The sequence below is a fragment of the Kitasatospora sp. NPDC001309 genome, assembly GCF_042896295.1.
In the GTDB taxonomy this organism is placed as follows: domain Bacteria; phylum Actinomycetota; class Actinomycetes; order Streptomycetales; family Streptomycetaceae; genus Kitasatospora.
This window is the reverse complement of sequence record NZ_JBIAXC010000024.1, coordinates 20956-37913: the sequence shown is the minus strand read 5'-3', so window position 1 is coordinate 37913 and position 16958 is coordinate 20956. Positions and strand designations below refer to the sequence as shown.

The 16958-nt window shown below is 74.9% G+C and carries 13 protein-coding genes; 2 read left to right on the top strand and 11 right to left on the bottom strand.

The genetic code is table 11. The features are described from left to right. Positions 1-40: 40 nt before the first annotated feature. On the top strand, positions 41-991 hold the full coding sequence (mca, locus tag ACFY2K_RS23335) for a mycothiol conjugate amidase Mca (RefSeq protein WP_387713680.1): 951 nt from the start codon (positions 41-43) through the stop codon (positions 989-991). A gap of 20 nt (positions 992-1011) precedes the next feature. Here mca and ACFY2K_RS23330 read toward each other — a convergent pair whose 3' ends face one another. The 4 genes from ACFY2K_RS23330 to ACFY2K_RS23315 form a co-directional block, all read right to left on the bottom strand. Further along, positions 1012-2010: a YdcF family protein gene (locus ACFY2K_RS23330; RefSeq protein ID WP_380587651.1), complete on the bottom strand. Its 999-nt coding sequence runs from the start codon at positions 2008-2010 to the stop codon at positions 1012-1014. Positions 2011-2045: 35 nt separating this feature from the next. Then, on the bottom strand, positions 2046-3008 hold the full coding sequence (pip, locus tag ACFY2K_RS23325; RefSeq protein WP_380639710.1) for a prolyl aminopeptidase: 963 nt from the start codon (positions 3006-3008) through the stop codon (positions 2046-2048). Between the two features lie 160 nt (positions 3009-3168). Further along, positions 3169-3618, bottom strand: a complete 450-nt coding sequence (locus ACFY2K_RS23320; protein WP_380639712.1) for a hypothetical protein — start codon at positions 3616-3618, stop codon at positions 3169-3171. Positions 3619-3689: 71 nt separating this feature from the next. After that, positions 3690-4388 (bottom strand): TetR/AcrR family transcriptional regulator, encoded by a 699-nt coding sequence (locus tag ACFY2K_RS23315; RefSeq protein WP_387713676.1) that lies wholly within the window; start codon positions 4386-4388, stop codon positions 3690-3692. A gap of 125 nt (positions 4389-4513) precedes the next feature. Here ACFY2K_RS23315 and ACFY2K_RS23310 point away from each other — a divergent pair, with 125 nt between their 5' ends. Continuing rightward, positions 4514-6076: an MFS transporter gene (locus tag ACFY2K_RS23310; protein ID WP_387713674.1), complete on the top strand. Its 1563-nt coding sequence runs from the start codon at positions 4514-4516 to the stop codon at positions 6074-6076. Between the two features lie 97 nt (positions 6077-6173). On the opposite strand, the gene ACFY2K_RS23305 is transcribed toward ACFY2K_RS23310, so the two are convergent. The 7 genes from ACFY2K_RS23305 to ACFY2K_RS23275 form a co-directional block, all read right to left on the bottom strand. Next, on the bottom strand, positions 6174-7079 hold the full coding sequence (locus tag ACFY2K_RS23305) for a lysophospholipid acyltransferase family protein (RefSeq protein ID WP_387713671.1): 906 nt from the start codon (positions 7077-7079) through the stop codon (positions 6174-6176). Then, positions 7076-7912, bottom strand: a complete 837-nt coding sequence (locus tag ACFY2K_RS23300) for a GNAT family N-acetyltransferase (RefSeq protein ID WP_380525525.1) — start codon at positions 7910-7912, stop codon at positions 7076-7078. The genes ACFY2K_RS23305 and ACFY2K_RS23300 overlap by 4 nt, the downstream gene beginning before the upstream one ends. 327 nt (positions 7913-8239) lie before the next feature. Beyond that, entirely contained in the window at positions 8240-9634 is a 1395-nt protein-coding gene (locus tag ACFY2K_RS23295) for a serine hydrolase domain-containing protein (RefSeq protein WP_387713668.1), read from the bottom strand. A 123-nt stretch (positions 9635-9757) separates the two neighbouring features. Beyond that, positions 9758-11083, bottom strand: coding sequence for a M1 family metallopeptidase (locus ACFY2K_RS23290; protein WP_387713665.1), 1326 nt, complete (start codon positions 11081-11083; stop codon positions 9758-9760). 98 nt (positions 11084-11181) lie between these two features. Continuing rightward, positions 11182-15168, bottom strand: a complete 3987-nt coding sequence (locus ACFY2K_RS23285; RefSeq protein ID WP_380587640.1) for a Pls/PosA family non-ribosomal peptide synthetase — start codon at positions 15166-15168, stop codon at positions 11182-11184. A 368-nt stretch (positions 15169-15536) separates the two neighbouring features. After that, positions 15537-16403, bottom strand: a complete 867-nt coding sequence (locus tag ACFY2K_RS23280) for an NmrA family NAD(P)-binding protein (protein ID WP_380525521.1) — start codon at positions 16401-16403, stop codon at positions 15537-15539. Beyond that, positions 16400-16915: a hypothetical protein gene (locus tag ACFY2K_RS23275; RefSeq protein ID WP_387713660.1), complete on the bottom strand. Its 516-nt coding sequence runs from the start codon at positions 16913-16915 to the stop codon at positions 16400-16402. The genes ACFY2K_RS23280 and ACFY2K_RS23275 overlap by 4 nt, the downstream gene beginning before the upstream one ends. Positions 16916-16958: the final 43 nt, after the last annotated feature.

The following is a 16958-nucleotide window of genomic DNA, read 5'->3' as shown; positions in this document are numbered from 1 at the left end:
TTCCGCAGTTCCCTTCCGAACCACGACCTTGGAGGTACCCGTGTTCACCAAGCACCCCGGCGGCCTGCGTCTGCTCACCGTGCACGCCCACCCCGACGACGAGTCCAGCAAGGGGGCGGCCACCCTCGCCCGGTACGCCGCGGAGGGCGTGGACGTCCTGGTCGCCACCTTCACCGGAGGCGAGCGCGGGTCGGTGCTCAATCCGGAGCTGGACCGCCCGGAGGTCCGCGCCGACCTCACCCGGATCCGGCGCGAGGAGATGGCGGCCGCGCGCGACATCCTCGGCGTGCGGCAGCGGTTCCTCGGCTTCGTCGACTCCGGGATGCCGGGCCCGGACGAACCGCTGCCGGAGGGCTGCTTCGCCGCCCAGCCGGTGGAGGTCGCGGCGGCGCCGCTGGTCGGGCTGATCCGGGAGTTCCGTCCGCACGTCCTGATCACCTACGACGAGACCGGCGGGTACCCGCACCCGGACCACGTGATGACCCACCGGGCCGCCGTGGAGGCCTTCGAGGCCGCCGCCGATCCGAAGCGCCACCCGGAGGGCGGCGAACCCTGGCAGACGGCGAAGCTCTACTACCACCTGGCGCTCTCCCGGCCCTGGTTCCAGACGATCCACGACGCCATGACGGAGCGTGGCATCCCCTCGGCGATGGGCGAACTGCTCGCCGGGTGGCCCGATACCCCGCCCGCCCTCGCGACCACCACCCGGATCGCCTGTGCCGAGCAGTTCGCCGTCCGGGACGCGGCGATGCTGGCGCACGCCACCCAGGTCCAGCCCGGGGTGGCCTTCATGGCCCACTCGCGGGACGTCGAACGCGAGGTCTGGCCGACCGAGGACTACCACCTGGCGCGCAGCTTCGCGGCCGGTCCCGAAGGTGCCGTCGGGGTGGGCGGGGCTGGCCAGGCAGGCGCCGAGGGCGGGACGGGTGCGGTCGAGACCGACCTGTTCGCCGGGTTGCGGGTCGGTCGGAACGACGGGGAGGGGGAGTAGGGAAGCCGGGCAAGGGCCGCTCAGAGCGCTGCCAGCACCCCGCAGAGCGCGAGGAGGCCGCAGATGCCGAAGTTGACCAGCTTGTGCGAGAGGAAGACCGCCGCGAACTCGCGGATGGTCGCGCTCGGCCAGTAGTACCGGGCGGTGGGCGAGCCGAAGACGTGCCCGTTCACGCCGGTCCTGCGGGCGGTCAACGCGGCCCGGAAGGCGTGGAAGTTGTTGGTCACCACGACGCAGCGGTAGTCGGGCTTGGCCTGCTCCATGATGGCCCGGCTGAACAGCAGGTTCTCCTCGGTGGTGCGCGAGCGGTCCTCCCGCTCGATGTGCTCGGCGGGGAAGCCGCGTTCGACCAGGTAGTCGGCCATGGCGTGGGACTCCGGCAGCTTCTCGTCCGGGCCCTGGCCACCGGAGGTGATCAGCACCGGCGGGTTGCCGCGCGCTGCCTGGGCCTCGTACACCTCGCGGCCCCGGTTGAGCCGGCTGGCGAGCAGCGGCGGCACGCGTTCGCCGCCGATCAGCCCGGAGCCGAGGACGACCACGAAGTCGACGTCCCGGCGGGGCCGGTGGCGGCCGTACAGGAAGGCGTAGCCGACGAAGCAGACGAAGAGGAAGGAGATGTAGCCGACCACCAGGACGGCGGTCCCCGCCAGGATCGCGAGCCGCGGTGAGTGGGTGACGATGGCGGCGCCCAGCAGCGCGATCACGGCGATGATGCCGAGCCCGGCCAGCAGGGACAGCAGGTTGGCCGGACGGGTGCCCTCCTTGCGGATCATCGTCACGCCGTTGGAGAGCAGGAACCAGACCAGGGCCACCGTTCCGACGGTGGGCAGCAGGACGATCGCCACGGCCGCGAGCTCCGCCACCAGTGTGGGTGCTTTGCGGAGTTCGGCGAGCAGGGCGAGCGAGAGGAGCGAGACGGCGATGCCGAGCAGCACGGCGTTGCTGAACTGGCGTCGGTCGCGCAGTACCCCGATTCCGAACAGGAGGAAGAACAGCGCGGCTGGAGCGTAGGCGAGCATGGTTCGTATCGTAGGGGGAGGGTTGGAGAGGTGGATCAGGCGAAGCGGTCGACCGCCGCGCGGAGGGCCTCGGCCATCTTCGGACTGCCGGTGTGTCCGGCCTCGTCGATCACCGTCAGCTTCGCCTCCGGCCAGGCCTCGGCCAGGTGCCAGGCGGTGTCGAGAGGGCCGCCGAGGTCGAGCCGTCCGTGGATCAGTTCGCCCGGGATCCCGGCCAGCCGGCCGGCGTCGCGCAGCAGTTGGTCGTCCGGGAGGAAGGCCCGGTGCGAGAAGTAGTGCGCCGCGATCCGGGTGAAGGCCATCAGGGCGTCGGAGGGGCGGTCCGAGTAGGCGTTCGGCTTGCCGAGCACCTCGTGCGAGATCACCGCGTCCTCCCAGGCGGCCCAGGCGCGGGCGGCGGCCCGACGGGTGCCCTCCTCCGGGCTGTTGAGCAGTCGGCTGTAGGCGGAGAGGAGGTCGAACACGTCGCCGTCCTGGTCGGCGGCGGGCAGGAAGTCGCGGAACTCCGCCCACGGGCCCGGCAGGAAGCGGCCGACGCCCTGGTACAGCCACTCGGTCTCGGCCGGGCGGGTCGTGGTCACCCCGCAGAGCACGATCGCGGAGACCCGCTCCGGGTGGGCCTGCGCGTACGCCAGGATCAGGGTGGAGCCCCAGGAGCCGCCGTACAGGAGCCACTTGTCGATGCCCAGGTGCTCGCGCAGCTGCTCCAGGTCGGCGACCAGGTGGGCGGTGGTGTTGTGCTCCAGCCCGGTCGACGGGTCGGCGGCGTGCGGCAGGCTGCGTCCGCAGCCGCGCTGGTCGTACTGGACGACGCGGTAGCGCTGCGGGTCGAAGTACCGTCGGCTGCCCGGGCTGTGGCCCGACCCTGGCCCACCGTGCACCACCACGGCGGGCTTCCCGCCCGGGGCGCCGGAGGTGTTCCAGTGGATCCGCTGCCCGTCGCCGACGTCCAACAGGCCCTGTGCGTGGGGTTCGTCGTGCTGGTACGGCTCGGACACCGGGGACTCCTCCGTGGACGTTCGGACGGGGCGCCGGGCGAGCCTACCCGCTGTCGGGCGGGGCGGAGTCCGAAATTCGGAGCCCGGGATTCGGAACCCGGTACTCGGGGCCCGGTGTCCGGCGTCCGGTGTTCAGCGTCCGGAATCCAGCGTCCGGCGTTCAGAGTCCGATGTTCAGTCCGAAGGCGGTGTCGAAGGAGGCGTAGCCGACGCAGAGGATCAGCCAGAGGCCGAGCGCGCCCGCGATCCCGGTGGTGATCCGGCCGAGCCGGGTGCGCTGTTCCTTCGGCCGGCGCCGGTGGCGGATGCCGTGGACGAGACCGCACAGGCCCGCCGCGGCGAGCGCGTAGGCGGCGGCCGGGCTGGTCCGGTGGAGCGTCTGGGCGAGGAAGAACGCGCCCGCCAGGGAACCCGTGGTGAGTGCGAGGAGCAGCACGCCGCCGACGGTTTCGAGGACGAACTCGCCGAGGCAGCCGGCCGAGTCGCGGGCCAGGCCGGTCGCGAGGCCGGTGGCCAGCCCGACCTGACCGCCGGGGACGGGGGTCGGGTCCCCGGGCTGGTGCCCGCCCGGCTCCGCCCCCGGCTCCTGTGCTGCCTGCTCCCCGGTCATGCCCCGCCCGCTCCTTTGCCCACCCTTTACCTGGTGGGTAGCGTAGCGGATCCTCGTGGCGGCGCCGCAGGTCAGCGGTGGTCCGGCGGCAGCAGGGCGGCCAGTCCGTCGAGGATGCGCTCGACGCAGAACTCGAACCGGACGTCGAGGTTCGGCTCGGTGAGGTCGGTGGCGAGTGCGACCAGGTTGGGGAAGTCCTCGACGGGCAGTGCGCGGAAGCGTTCCCGGACCTCGGTGACGACGTCCAGCCGGCTGGCGCCCTGGGCCTCGGCGGCCGACAGCGGCGACTGCTCCTGGAGGACGAAGCCCTGGACGAAGGAGCTCAGCAGGTAGGTGGTCAGGGCGGCGTGGGTGTCGTAGAACCCGGCCTCGCGCAGGCGGTCCAGCTGGTCGTCCAGCAGGCCGAGCATGTGCGGTCCCGGTGCGAGGCGTCCGGCCATGACCTTGGCGGCGTCGCGGTTCTCGTGCAGCAGCCGACGGTAGTTCCAGCAGTATCCGCGCATCTGGACCCGCCAGCCGCCTTCGCGGGGCGGAGGCTCGGCCGAGGCGATGATCGCGTCGTTGAGCAGGTCGAGCAGCTCGTCCTTGTTGCGGACGTGCCAGTACAGCGAGGCGGCCTTGACGCCGACCTCGGCGGCGACCTTGCGCATGGACAGTCCGGCCAGGCCGTCCCGTTCCAGCACGCGGAGCGCCGCCTGGGCGAGGGCTTCCCTGGTCAGGGCGGGGGGCGTGGCGTGGTGCGCCGGTGTGGCGCTGTCGTTCTCCGGCACGGCTGTGCGGACACCTCCGGGTGCGGCTGCGGAATCCCGTTTGCAATCTAACACCGTTAGGGGCACTCTGTGGGCACCGGACTCGCCCCTAACGGTGTTAGGGGCTCAGGTGTGGGAGGGAACCCATGGAAGGAACGAGCGCCCGCCGCAAGCGGCTCGCGCTACTGACGCTCTGCGTGGCCATGTTCATGGCCATGCTGGACAACGTCGTCGTCAACGTCGCCCTGCCCCGCATCGGGCAGGACCTGGACGCCGGGATCAGCGGCCTCCAGTGGGTCGCCGAGGGCTACAGCCTGGTCTACGCCGCCCTCGTGCTGACCGGCGGCGCCGTGGGCGACCGCTACGGCCGCACCCGGATGTTCGTGCTGGGGCTGGGCCTGTTCACGGCGGGCTCCGCGCTGGCCGCGCTCGCCGGGACGATCGAGGTGCTGGTCGGCGGCCGGATGGTCCAGGGCGTGGGCGCCGCGCTGCTCACCCCGGGCAGCCTCACCCTGCTGGGCCACGTGTTCACCGACGAGCGCGAGCGCACCAGGGCCATCGGCCTCTGGTCGGGGGTGTCCGCACTGGGCCTGTCGATCGGCCCGGTGATCGGCGGCCCCATGGTCGAACACCTCGGCTGGGCCAGCGTGTTCTGGATCAACGTGCCGATCGGCGTGGTCGGCGTGGTGCTCGCCGCCAAGGTCCTCCCGGGCATCCCGCCACGGGCCCGGCGGATCGACTTCGGGGGCTTCGCGCTCTCCGCGGCGGGCCTCGGGCTGCTGGTGTACGCCCTGATCGAGGGACCGTCACGGGGTTGGAGCGACTCTCTCGTGGTCGGCTGCGGTGCCGCCGCGCTCGCCCTGCTGGTCGCCTTCCTGCTGCTCGAACTGCGCCTGGCCGAGCCGATGCTGGAGCTTCGGCTGTTCCGGGACAGTGCGCTGAACGGAGCGCTGCTGAGCGGCTTCATGGTCAGCTTCGGGATGTTCGGGGCGCTGTTCTTCCTGCCGCTGATGATGCAGGGCGTGCTCGGCTGGTCCCCCTCCGGCGCGGCCTACGGCGGGCTGCCGATGACCGCCATGCTGGTGGTGGCGGGCCCGCTGTCCGGCCGGCTGGCGGCCCGGTACGGCCCCCGGCTGCCGATGGTGCTCGGGCTCGCGCTCTGCGCGGTCGGCCTCGGCGGGCTGTCGCTGTACGGCGACCACGCCCACTACGTCGAGTACCTCTGGACGCTGTTCACGCTGGGCTTCGGGATGGGCCTGACCTTCACCCCGATCTCGATCGCGGTGCTCCGGCGGGTCGCTCCGGCCCGGACCGGGATGGCCTCGGCGACCGTCAACACCCTGCGTGAACTCGGCGGAGTGCTCGGGATCGCGGTGCTCGGCGCCGTCCTGACCAACCGGATGACGGACGAGCTGACCTCGGCCCTGCACCAGCTCGGTGTCCCGCCGGGGGCGGTGGGGCCGATCGCGGACGCGCCCACCGGTGCCGCGCACGGCGGTGGCGGCCCGGCCGGAGCGCTGCCCGCGCCGGTCCAGCAGGCGGTGGACGGCGCCTTCGTCGACGGCATCCACCTCGCACTGCGCTGCGGATCGGCCGCACTGGCCGTCACCGCCGTGCTGGTCGCGGTGCTGCTGGGGCGGGCCCGCCCGATCGCCCAGGCCGACCCCGGCGCAGCGCAGGCTGAGGAGCTGGCCGGGGCGAACCGGTAGCCCCGGTCGGCCGGGCCCCGGCCGAGCAGCGCCCTGGTCGAGCGGTGCCTCGGTCGGGTGCTGCCGGACAGTTCTGACGCGCCCGGGCCCCACCGGTTCAGCGGATCCCCTCCACCGCGGCCTGGGCCGCCCGGGCCAGCTCCCGCCGGGCCCCCGCCCGGGTGGGCTGCGGTCCGGGCGGCGGGATCGGCGGCAGGAAGGTGACCTCGGCGACCAGCCCGCGCACCGCGACCACCCGGGCGAGTGAGGTGAGCAGCCCGTCGTCGCCGATGAAGGCGGGCGCGCTGGTCGGCCGCCCGTCCGCGAGCCGGTAGCGGATCGTCACCGGCTGGACGAAGGCGCCGGCCTCCACCGCGGCCTGGAACAGTGCGGGCCGGAAGCGCCCGCTCTCCCGCCCGCACCAGGTCGACCCCTCCGGGAAGACGATCACCGGGTGTCCGGAGCGCAGCACCTCGGTCACCGCCGCCACGGTGTCCGGGAGCGTGCGCAGCCGGTCGCGGTCCAGGAACACGGTGCCGCCCCAGGCGACCAGGGGCCCGAGCACCGGCCACCGCCGGACCTCGGTCTTGGCCAGCGACCGCCCCGGTCGACCGGCCGCGAGCAGCGGGATGTCCAGCCAGGAGACGTGGTTGGCGACCACCAGCGCCCCGTCGGCGCCGACCGCCCGGCCGTCCCGGCTCCGGGCGGAGCCGCTCCGGAGGAAGCCGCCCGCTCCGGTCCGCCCGTCCGTCCCGCTCCGCCCGGCTGCCCCGGGCGCCCGGGCCGTGCCGAGGTGCACGGTCACCCCGAGGGAGCGCAGCACCACCCGCGCCCAGAGCCGGATCAGCCGGTCCCGGGCGCCGTACGGCAGCAGCCGCACCGGCAGGGTGAGCAGCACGCCGACCGCCACCGCCACCAGACATGCGGTCAGCCGCAGCACGCGCCGGGGGTGCGAGACCTCCGGTGCGCGCTCGCCCAGGCAGGTCTCCGGCCGGCAGGGCGCGGTCGGCAGCCAGACGCTCATGACGACCTGCCCGGGGCGGTCGTTCCGGACAGGAAGTGCCGCAGGTAGCGCGGGTCGGTGCGCTCCAGCGACAGCAGGACGTACAGGTCGGCGCAGTCGAAGTCCGGGTCGTGGGCGGGCTCGCCGCAGACCCAGGCGCCGAGCCGCAGGTAGCCGCGGAGCAGGGCGGGCAGGGCGCCGCGCTCGGCGCGCGGCACGCCGGTGGCGTCCCAGCGGCGGTGCGGGGTGACCCGGTACTCCGCCGGGGCCAGGTACTTGGCGCTGACGGTGTCCCAGACCCGGGCCGCGGTGGCGCCGCCGTCCGCCAGGTCGATGGAGCAGCAGCCGCCGACCCAGGTGTTGCCGGTGTCGGCGAGGTAGCGGGCGATGCCGCCCCACATCAGGTTGATGACGGCGCCGTTGCCCCGGTGCTCGGGGCTGATGCAGGAGCGGCCGAGCTCGACCAGGCCGGGCCGGACGGGGGCCAGCGCGGAGAGGTCGAACTCGCCGTCGGAGTACAGCCGTCCGGCCCGGCGGGCGGCTTCGGGGCGGAGCAGCCGGTAGGTGCCGACGACGGGCCCGTCCTCGCCCTCGCGGACCAGCAGGTGGTCGCAGTACTCGTCGAAGGGGTCGACGTCGAGTCCGGCGACGGGGCTGTGCAGGACGGCGCCGAGCTCGGCGGCGAAGACCTGGTGGCGCAGCCGCTGGGCGGCGCGCACGTCGTCCTCGTCGCGGGCGAGGGAGACGGTGTAGGCGGTCGGCGCCGGGGCCGGCCGGGTGCGGGGCGCGGGGACCGCCGTGGTGTCGTGGGTGGGGGCGACTGCGGACGGAGCGTACGTGGGGACGGTGGTCATGGCGGACCCTCCAGGGCAGCACGATCGGCGGTGCCGTGGATCGCCAGGGCACCGTCCCGGCCCGCTGGGGTCGTGCATCGGGCGCGGACCGGTCCCCGTATGTGTCTCCAAGCCGGTTGGCATTCACGTTGCGGGCCGGAGGAGCGCAGATGTGCACCTGTTGAATGGGACCACCCAGGGCGGGCCTTGGCCTGTCGGTCATCTGCCCGGCACCGGGCGGTCGTTCGTCCGGGGTGGACAACGGGGGCGCGCACCTGATGCGTACGCGCCCCCAGGCGGCGCTCCCAGCCGGTGCGCCGGGGGTCGGCCCCAGGGCCGCCCCGAGGGTCAGAAGGCCCGCCAGCCCGCCGGGTCGACGCCGCCCGGGACGGCGTCGGCCGGCCCGTACGGTTCGCGGGTGTAGACGAAGGAGCCGACGTCCAGGTGGCTGACCGTGCCGTCGGGGTGCCGGACCACCCGCAGGGTCTCGCCCGCGTAGTAGCGGTCGAGGCCCAGCCAGGTGCCGTCCGGCTGCGGCCGGAAGCGGGAGCCCCGGCCCGCGCCGGTCAGCGGGGTCAGTTCCAGGACGCCCCCGGCGCGCAGCCGCAGGGCGTTGGGCGCGGCGCCCCAGTACCAGGGCCCGGTGAGGGCCAGCAGCTCCTCGTCGACCTCGCGCAGCGGACGCCAGGCCTCGGGCAGCCGGGGTTCGTGGGCGGCCGTGATGCCGATCAGCTCGGCGGTCAGCCGGCCGGTGCCGGCACCGGTGGCGTTGGACAGCGCGAAGGCGGCCAGGCCGTCCTCGGGGCTGATCCACAGGCAGGCCGTGAAGCCGGGCATCGAGCCGGTGTGCCCGTACAGCACCCGGCCCTCGTGGCGGGACAGTTGCACGCCGAGGCCGTAGGCGGAGGTCCACTCGGCGTCCTCCGGGCCGACCTCGGGGCGGCGCATCTCGGCGAGGGTGTCGGCCTTGAGCACCTCGTCGTCGCCGGCCGCGAGGAAGGCGGCCCAGCGGGCCAGGTCGGCACCGGTGGACCAGAGTTGACCGGCGGGCGCCATCAGCCCGGTGTCGGTGAGGGGTTCGGGGAGCATGACGTCGGCCCACGGGTGGACGGCGAAGCCCCCGGCGTGCGGGTGCTCGGGCAGCAGGGTGGTGCGGTCCATGCCGAGCGGGTTCAGCACCTCGCGGCGCAGCACCTCGCCCCAGGGCTCGCCGCGCAGCCGCTCGACCAGGGCGCCGAGCAGCGCGTAGCCGGGGTTGGAGTAGTGGTGGCGGCGCCCGGCCGGGTGCTTGAGCGGGCCGGACTCCTCCAGCAGGCCGCCGAGTTCGGGCCGCAGGCCGCCGTCGGTCCGCTCCCACCACGGCCCGGGCGTCTCGGCGGCGAGCCCGCCGGAGTGGGCGAGCAACTGGGCGACGGTGAGGTCGTCGGCCGGGGTGCCGGGCAGGTGGCGGCCGAGCGGGTCGGCGAGGTCGAGTAGGCCCTCGTCGCGCAGCCGCAGCACCAGTACCGCGGCGAAGGTCTTGGTGAGCGAGCCGATCCGGTACTGGACGTCCAGGTCCGGGGCGTGCCCCTCGATCATGCTGCGGGCACCGGTCCACACCAGTCGGCCGTCCCGCACCACGCCCGCCACCATCGAGGGCGTGCGGCCCTCGGCCTGGGCGACGGCGGTGCGGTGCAGCAGGGCGCGGGCGGTGGTGGGCAGCAGCGGGTCGGGCAGGTCGGGGAGATGATCACTGTTCGGCATGCCCGGACAGTAGCCCAGCCGGCCCGGGAACCCTGTTGAATATCCGCTCGGTCCGGCCCTACCCGCTCAGCCAGGCCTACCTGCTCGGCCCGGCCTACCCGCTCGGCCAGGCCGACTACCCGCTCAGCCCGGCAGCGGCGGCAGCTCCGGCCGCTCCAGCCACGCCTCGAACAGCGGGCCGAGCGGGGCCGTGGTGTACCGGGAGGCGTGCGCGAGGAGGTCGCCGGTGGTGACCACGCCGTGCCGGTTGACGCCGGCCCAGTCCCGCAGCATCGCGAAGAACGCGTCCTCGCCGAGCGCCCGCCGCAGCGCGTGCACCACCAGGCCGCCGCGCTGGTACAGCCGGTCGTCGAACATCAGCCGGCGGCCCGGGTCGCCGAGCCGGAGGTCCTGCGGCAGCCCGGCCAGCAGCCGGTGCGCGGCGGCGGCGTGCACGGCCGCGGCCGGGCCCCCGGCGTGCTCGGACCAGAGCCACTCCGCGTACTTGGCGAAGCCCTCGTTCAGCCAGATGTACCGCCAGTCGGCGATCGTGACGCTGTTGCCGAACCACTGGTGGGCCAGCTCGTGGGCGATCAGGCGCTCCCGCTCCCAGCCGCCGCCGAGGTGGTTGGTGCCGAAGGTGGCCACGCCCTGCGCCTCCACCGGGACGTCCAGTTCCTCGTCCGCGACCACCACCGCGTACTCGCCGAACGGGTACGGCCCGAAGACCTCGGCGAAGTGGGCCATCATCGCGGGCTGCCGGGCGAAGTCCCGGGTGAAGTCCCCGACCAGCCGTTCCGGCACGTACCCGGTCTGCGGCACCGACGGCCGGGCGGCCAGCGGCACCGCCCGGTAGTGGCCGATCGAGACCGTCACCAGGTACGGCGAGGTCGGCGCGCTCTGCTCGTACACCCAGGTGGTGCTGGACGCCCGGGTGGTCCGGGTGAGCAGCCGTCCGCCGCTCAGCACCGTGAACGGGGACGGCGTGGTGACCGCCACCTGGTACGTCGCCTTGTCCGCGGGCCGGTCGTTGCACGGGAACCAGGACGGCGCGCCGACCGGCTGGCTGGCCACCAGCGCACCCTCGGTCAGCTCCTCCCAGCCCAGGCCGCCCCACGGGCTGCGCACCGGGCGGGGGTTGCCGGTGTAGTGCACCTCGACGGTGAACGCCGCACCCGCCGTGAGCGCCTTCGCCGGGCGGATCCGCAGCTTGCCGCCGCGGTGGGTGTAGCGGGCGGCCTTGCCGTCCACCAGCACCCGGCCGATCCGGAACTCGGCCAGGTCGAGCGCGAACTCGGCCAGGGCCGCGTCCGCGACCGCGCTCAGCCGGGCCGAGGCGGCCAGCCGGTTGGGCCCGGGCCGGTAGTCCAGCGCGAGTTCGTAGCGGTGCACCCGGTAGCGGTGGTCGCCGCTGGCGGGGAAGTACGGGTCCGGACCGGCGGCGGCCGGCGGGGCGTGCTTGGGCTTCACGGGGGCGGGCGCTTCCTGCGGGCCGGGACGGGTGGGGGTGGTCGTACCAGCGGTCGTACCGGCGGTGGTACCAGCGGTCGTACCAGGGGGAGGGGTGGTCACGACGTGGTCTGCCACGCCTCGATGGGGTTGCCCAGCCACCGCGTGTCCGCGGGGACGGACTCGGCCCGCATCACCAGCGAGGCCGGGCCCAGCGTGCTGCGCTCGCCCACCGTGCTGCCGGGCAGCACGATCCCGCCCGGGCCCAGGGTGGCGCCCTCGCGGAGGACCACAGTATCCATCCGCATGATCCGGTCGTGGAAGAGGTGGGTCTGCACCACGCAGCCCCGGTTCACGCTGACCCCGTCGCCGAGGGTGACCAGGTCCGCCTCCGGCAGCCAGTAGCTCTCGCACCACACGCCGTGCCCGACCTTGGCGCCGAGCGCGCGCAGCCACAGGTTCAGCACCGGGGTGCCCGGCACCGCGCCGACCAGCCAGGGCACCGCCAGCACCTCGACGAAGGTGTCGGCGAGCTCGTTGCGCCACACGAAGCCGCTCCACAGCGGGTGCTCCACCGCCCGGAACCGGCCGACCAGCAGCCACTTCGCGGCCACCGCCACCAGGCAGGCCACCCCGCCCGCCGCCAGCAGCAGCAGGCCGGACAGCAGCGCCGCCGTCAGCGGGGAGCCGTCCGCCAGCCAGGACAGCGCCGCCACGGTCAGCAGGCCCAGCGCCCCCGAGGCGAGCACCGGCAGCAGCCGGGCCAGCTCGACCAGCCCGCGCGCCCAGCGCAGCCGGGCCGGCGGCTCGTAGGTCAGGCTCTGGTCCGCCCGGTCGGCCGCGCGCGGCAGCCGCACCGGCGGCATGCCCAGGTAGGAGCTGCCCTTCTTCGCCTTCGCCGGCGTCGCCGACAGCACGCCCACCAGGCCCCGCTTGGGCACCGAGCGGCCCGGCGCGGTCATCCCCGAGTTGCCGAGGAAGGCCCGGTCGCCGACCTTCGCCTCGCCCAGGCGCATCCAGCCGCCGCCCAGCTCGTACGGGGCGATCAGGGTGTCGTCGGCCAGGAACGCGCCGTCCCCGACCGTGGTCAGGCTGGGCAGCGCCAGCACCGTGGACACCTCGGCACCCCGGCCGACCCGCATCCCCAGCGCCCGCAGCCACAGCGGGGTGACCAGTCCGGCGTACAGCGGGAAGAGCACCTCGCGGGCCCGGTCCATCAGCTGGCTGACCGTCCACGCCTGCCAGCTGACCCGGCCGTGCAGCGGGTGCACCCCGGGCACCAGGCCGGTGCTCAGCACCCGGACCAGCACCACCAGCTGCGCCGCGTACAGCGCGCCGTACGCCAGGGTGGCGGGCAGCAGGCCGAGCAGGGCGCCGCCGAGCGCCGGGCCGAGGCCCGCGCCCTGCTCGACGAACCGGGAGAGCACGGCGAGGGCGGCCGCGGCGGGCAGGACCGGCAGAAGGCCGAGCAGGGCGTCGCCGGCGCCGTACAGCGCGGCCCAGACGGGCCGGCGCACGGGAGTCCCCGCCGGCCAGGACCACTCGGCCCGGCCCAGCTTGACGGCGGGCGCGCCGCCCCAGCGCTGGCCGGTCGGCACCTGGCCGGTGACGCTGGAACCGGGCAGCACCTGGGCGCGCTTGCCGACCCGGGCACCGGGCAGCAGCGTCGAACGGGTGCCGACCACCGCGTCGGCGCCGACCTTGATCTGGCCGACCTCCAGCCGGTCGCCGTCCAGCCAGTGACCGGACAGGTCGACCTCGGCCTCGACGGCGCAGCCCCGGCCCAGCTTGAGCATCCCGGTCACCGGCGGCAGCGAGTGGAGGTCCACCTCCTTCGCGACCTTGGCACCCAGCACCCGGGCGTAGGGGACCAGCCAGGCGCCGGACAGCGCGCTCGCGCCGCTCAGCTCGACGAGCCGCTCGGCCGCCCACAGCCGCAGGTGCACGGCGCCGCCGCGCGGGTAGCTGCCGGGACGCAGCCCGCGCAGCAGCAGCCGGGCTCCGCCGGCCCCGATCGCCAGCCGGCCCGGCGAGCTGTACAGCAGCAGCGCGCCCGCACCGACCGCCCACCAGGAGGCGGTGGGCGCCCACGGGTAGTCGCCGACGTGCGCGAGCAGGTTCCCGGCGGCCAGCAGGGCGACCGTCCAGCGCAGGCCGACCACGGTGAACAGCGGGACCAGCAGGAGCAGCTGGAGCAGCTTGGCCCTGGTCGGCACCAGGGTGACGGTACGGGTCTCGCCGTCGGCGGTGGCCGTGCGCTCCAGGTGGCGGGCGAGCTTGCGCAGCGTCGGGTGCTGGTAGATGTCCAGCACCGCGGCGTTCGGGTAGCGGGTGCGCAGCAGGGTGGTCAGCCGGGCGGCGGCCAGGCTGCCGCCGCCGATGGCGAAGAAGTCGTCCCGGGCCCCGGCCACCTGCACGCCGAGGATCTCCGACCACTGCTCGGCCAGCCAGGCCTCGGTGCCGTACAGCCGCTCGCCCGGCCCGGCGGCCTCCAGCTCGGGCAGCGGCCAGGGCAGGGCGTTGCGGTCGACCTTGCCGGAGGTGCGGGTGGGCAGGGTCTCCACCGGGGCGAGCAGCGGCACCAGGGCGGCGGGCAGTTCGGCGCGCAGCCGCTCCACGGCCTGCTCGCGGTCGAAGCCGTCCTGGACCACCAGGTAGCCGACCAGCAGCTGGTTGCCGCCGCGCGCGGTCCGTACGGCCGCGGCCGCGCCGGCCACGCCGGGCAGTGCCTGCAGCGCGGCGTCCACCTCGCCGAGCTCGATCCGGCGCCCGCCGAGCTTGATCTGCTCGTCGGTGCGGCCGAGGAACAGCAGGCCGGCCGGGTCGGCCTGGACCAGGTCGCCGCTGCGGTAGGCGCGTTCCCAGCCCAGCGAGGGCAGCGGGGCGTACTTCTCGGCGTCCTTCTCCGGGTCGAGGTAGCGGGCCAGGCCGACCCCGCCGATCACCAGCTGCCCGGTGCCGCCGGGCGCGACCGGCTCCCCGGCCTCGTCGACCACGGCGAGGTCCCAGCCGTCCAGCGGCAGGCCGATCCGGACCGGGCCGTCACCGGTCAGCAGGGCGGCGCAGGCGACCACGGTGGCCTCGGTCGGGCCGTAGGTGTTCCACACCTCGCGGCCCTCGGTGACCAGGCGCTGCACCAGCTCGGGCGGGCAGGCCTCGCCGCCGAAGATCAGCAGCCGGACCTCGTTGAGCGCCTCCGCGGGCCACAGCGCCGCCAGGGTCGGGACGGTGGAGACCACGGTGATCTCCTGCTCGGCCAGCCACGGGCCCAGGTCGGCGCCGCTGCGCACCTGGGAGCGCGGGACGGGCACCAGGCAGGCGCCGTGCCGCCAGGCCAGCCACATCTCCTCGCAGGAGGCGTCGAAGGCGACCGACAGGCCGGCCATCACCCGGTCGCCGGGGCCGATCGGCTCCTCCTGGAGGAAGAGCGCGGCCTCGGCGTCGACGAAGGCGGCGGCGTTGCGGTGGGTGACCGCGACGCCCTTGGGCCTGCCGGTCGAGCCGGAGGTGAAGATGATCCAGGCGTCGTCGGCGGGGGAGGGGCGGCGCCCCGGGGCGGGCGGGCGCTCCGCGCTGCTGCTCAGGGCGCGCTCGGCGGTGCCGGTCAGGGCGCGCTCGGCGCCGAGCACGGCGGCGACGGCGGCCTCGCCGAAGACCAGCTGGGCGCGCTCGTCCGGGTCCTCGGCGTCCACCGGGACGTAGGCGGCGCCGGCCGCGAGCACGGCGAGGATCGAGACGTACAGGTCGTTGGTGCCGGAGGGCACCCGGACGCCGACCCGGTCGCCCGGGCCGATCCCGGCGGCGGCCAGGCGGCGGCGCAGCTGCTCCACCTCGGCGGCCAGGGCCCGGTAGCTGAGCACGGTGCGCCCGTCGTCGAGGGCCGGCTCGTCGGGGTGGGCGCGCACGGTGGCGTCCAGGACGTCGACCAGGGTGCGCGGGGCGGCGGCCGGGCGGCCGGGGAACAGGGCCCTGGGCGGCGCGGCGGGGGTCGGGGCGGAGTCCGTCCCCGGCTCCGTCCCCGGCCCCGTCCTGGGCCCTGGCGCGGGCTGCGGCGCGGGCCGCGGCGGCGTGGCGTTCTGCTTCGGGTGGCTCGGTTCAGCGGTCATGGCAGCCCGTGCGCTCCTCTGTCCTCGCCCCGTTCCTACCGATGTCCGGCCCCTGGGGCGGCGGGATCACCTGTTCGACGGGTGACCCCGCTCCGGGGCCGGAACGGACAACCCGACCGATGGTAGCCCCGGGGCGGCGAACCGGCAGTGGGCAGCAGAAGGGTCAACTTCGCCTTGAACGGCCGAATCTGACGTTCCATCAGCTGACAACTGATGCCCGTTCGTGTCGATGTGACGATTCGTCAGTCGAATTGACGGATCGTCAGGTCGATTTTCCGATCGTGACCCATGCCACAGGAAATGCTGCTCCGTTCGGGTGGCGGGCCGGGCCCGGCGGGCCGGATCCGGCCCGCCAGGGGGTCGGACGGTCAGCGGAAGAGGTGCAGGTGCTCGCTGAGGAAGGCCGCCAGGCTGCGCGGGGAGCGTCCGGTCAGGCGGATGAAGGTGTCGTCCGGCACCTCCTTGCGGACCACCGCGAGCTGCTGGATCTCCACCACGTGGGCGGCCAGCCAGTCCGGCATCCCGGCCCGGCCGACCAGGTGGGCGTGCAGCTCGCCGGGCGCCAGGTCGAGGTAGCGGACCGGCCGGCCCAGCAGCTCGCCCAGCAGTGCGGCGAGTTCCGGGTAGCTGTAGGCGCGCCCGCCGGTGAGCGGGTAGCTGCCGCCGGCCAGCTCCGGGCGGGTCAGGACCTCCGCCGCGGCGTCGCCGATGTCCCGGACGTCCACGTAGTTGCACCGGGCCTGCCCCATCGCGCCGTGCAGCACCCCGCCGGCCGCCACGCCGGGTGCCAGCAGCAGCAGCTTCTGCAGGAAGGCGTACGGCCGCAGGACGGTCGTGGTGACGCGCAGCGACCGCAGGTGCTCCTCGACCAGGTGGTGGCCCCGGGAGACGGCGACCGGGGAGTCCGGTTCGGCGGCGGGGGCGGACACCTTGACGATGTGCTCCACGCCGCAGTCGACGGCCGCCTCGATCGCGGCCAGTTCGTACTGCACCTGGCGCGGGCCGTTGGCCATGGTGAGGAACAGCTGGTGCGCGCCCTGGAACGCCCGGCGCAGCGAGGCCGGGTCGGCGGCGTCGGCCGGGAGGGTGGTGGTCCGGGCGAGGGTGTGGTCGTCCAGCGTGGCGGCCAGCCGGGCGGGGTCGCGGCTGAGGGCGCGGGTCGGTGCGCCCAGGGCGGCCAGGCTGCGCAGGGTGGCACCGCCGGTGGCGCCTCCGGCGCCCATGATGACGATCATGATGTCTGCCTTTCGGGTCGGGGGGTGGTCGTGTTGCCGGAGAGTCGGTGCTGCGGTTCCCGGGTGGGCCGGCTGCCGCGCCAGCGCCAGGTGGTGATGGTCCCGGCGATCGCCGAGGAGACCGGCAGGTCGACCGGAAGCCGCCGCGGCCAGGGGCTGTCGGCGAGCGCCGGCAGGTGCGGGAGGTGCGGCAGGTGTGGGAGCCAGCGCGCGGCGGCCAGGCCGGCGGCGAGGCCGAGTGCGGCGGCGAACAGCCCGGAGGCGGCGGCCGCGAGTGCCCGGGGTGTCCGGGGTGGCGCGGGCCGGGCCGGACGGCGGCGGAGCGCGGCGCCGAGCGCGGCGGCCACCAGGGCGGAGGTGCCGCCGATGGTGGTGAAGGCGGCGACGACCAGCTGGGGCTGCCGGGTGACGGCCCCACCGATCGCGGCGCTGACGGCGGGCATCGCGTAGGAGGTCAGCACCTCCCGCCACAGGACGAAGGGCGGGGGTGCCCCGGGGGCCTTCTTGCTCACGGTTGCTCCTCGATGAATGTGGTGAGGTGCCTAAGTATTTGTA

Excerpts from the sequence above, each read along its gene's own strand:
- ACFY2K_RS23330 (WP_380587651.1), bottom strand. The coding sequence starts at position 2,010 with ATGCTCGCCTACGCTCCAGCCGCGCTGTTCTTCCTCCTGTTCGGAATC.
- ACFY2K_RS23320 (WP_380639712.1), bottom strand. The coding sequence starts at position 3,618 with ATGACCGGGGAGCAGGCAGCACAGGAGCCGGGGGCGGAGCCGGGCGGG.
- ACFY2K_RS23310 (WP_387713674.1), top strand. The coding sequence starts at position 4,514 with ATGGAAGGAACGAGCGCCCGCCGCAAGCGGCTCGCGCTACTGACGCTC.
- ACFY2K_RS23305 (WP_387713671.1), bottom strand. The coding sequence starts at position 7,079 with ATGAGCGTCTGGCTGCCGACCGCGCCCTGCCGGCCGGAGACCTGCCTG.
- ACFY2K_RS23300 (WP_380525525.1), bottom strand. The coding sequence starts at position 7,912 with ATGACCACCGTCCCCACGTACGCTCCGTCCGCAGTCGCCCCCACCCAC.
- ACFY2K_RS23295 (WP_387713668.1), bottom strand. The coding sequence starts at position 9,634 with ATGCCGAACAGTGATCATCTCCCCGACCTGCCCGACCCGCTGCTGCCC.
- ACFY2K_RS23285 (WP_380587640.1), bottom strand. The coding sequence starts at position 15,168 with ATGACCGCTGAACCGAGCCACCCGAAGCAGAACGCCACGCCGCCGCGG.
- ACFY2K_RS23280 (WP_380525521.1), bottom strand. The coding sequence starts at position 16,403 with ATGATCGTCATCATGGGCGCCGGAGGCGCCACCGGCGGTGCCACCCTG.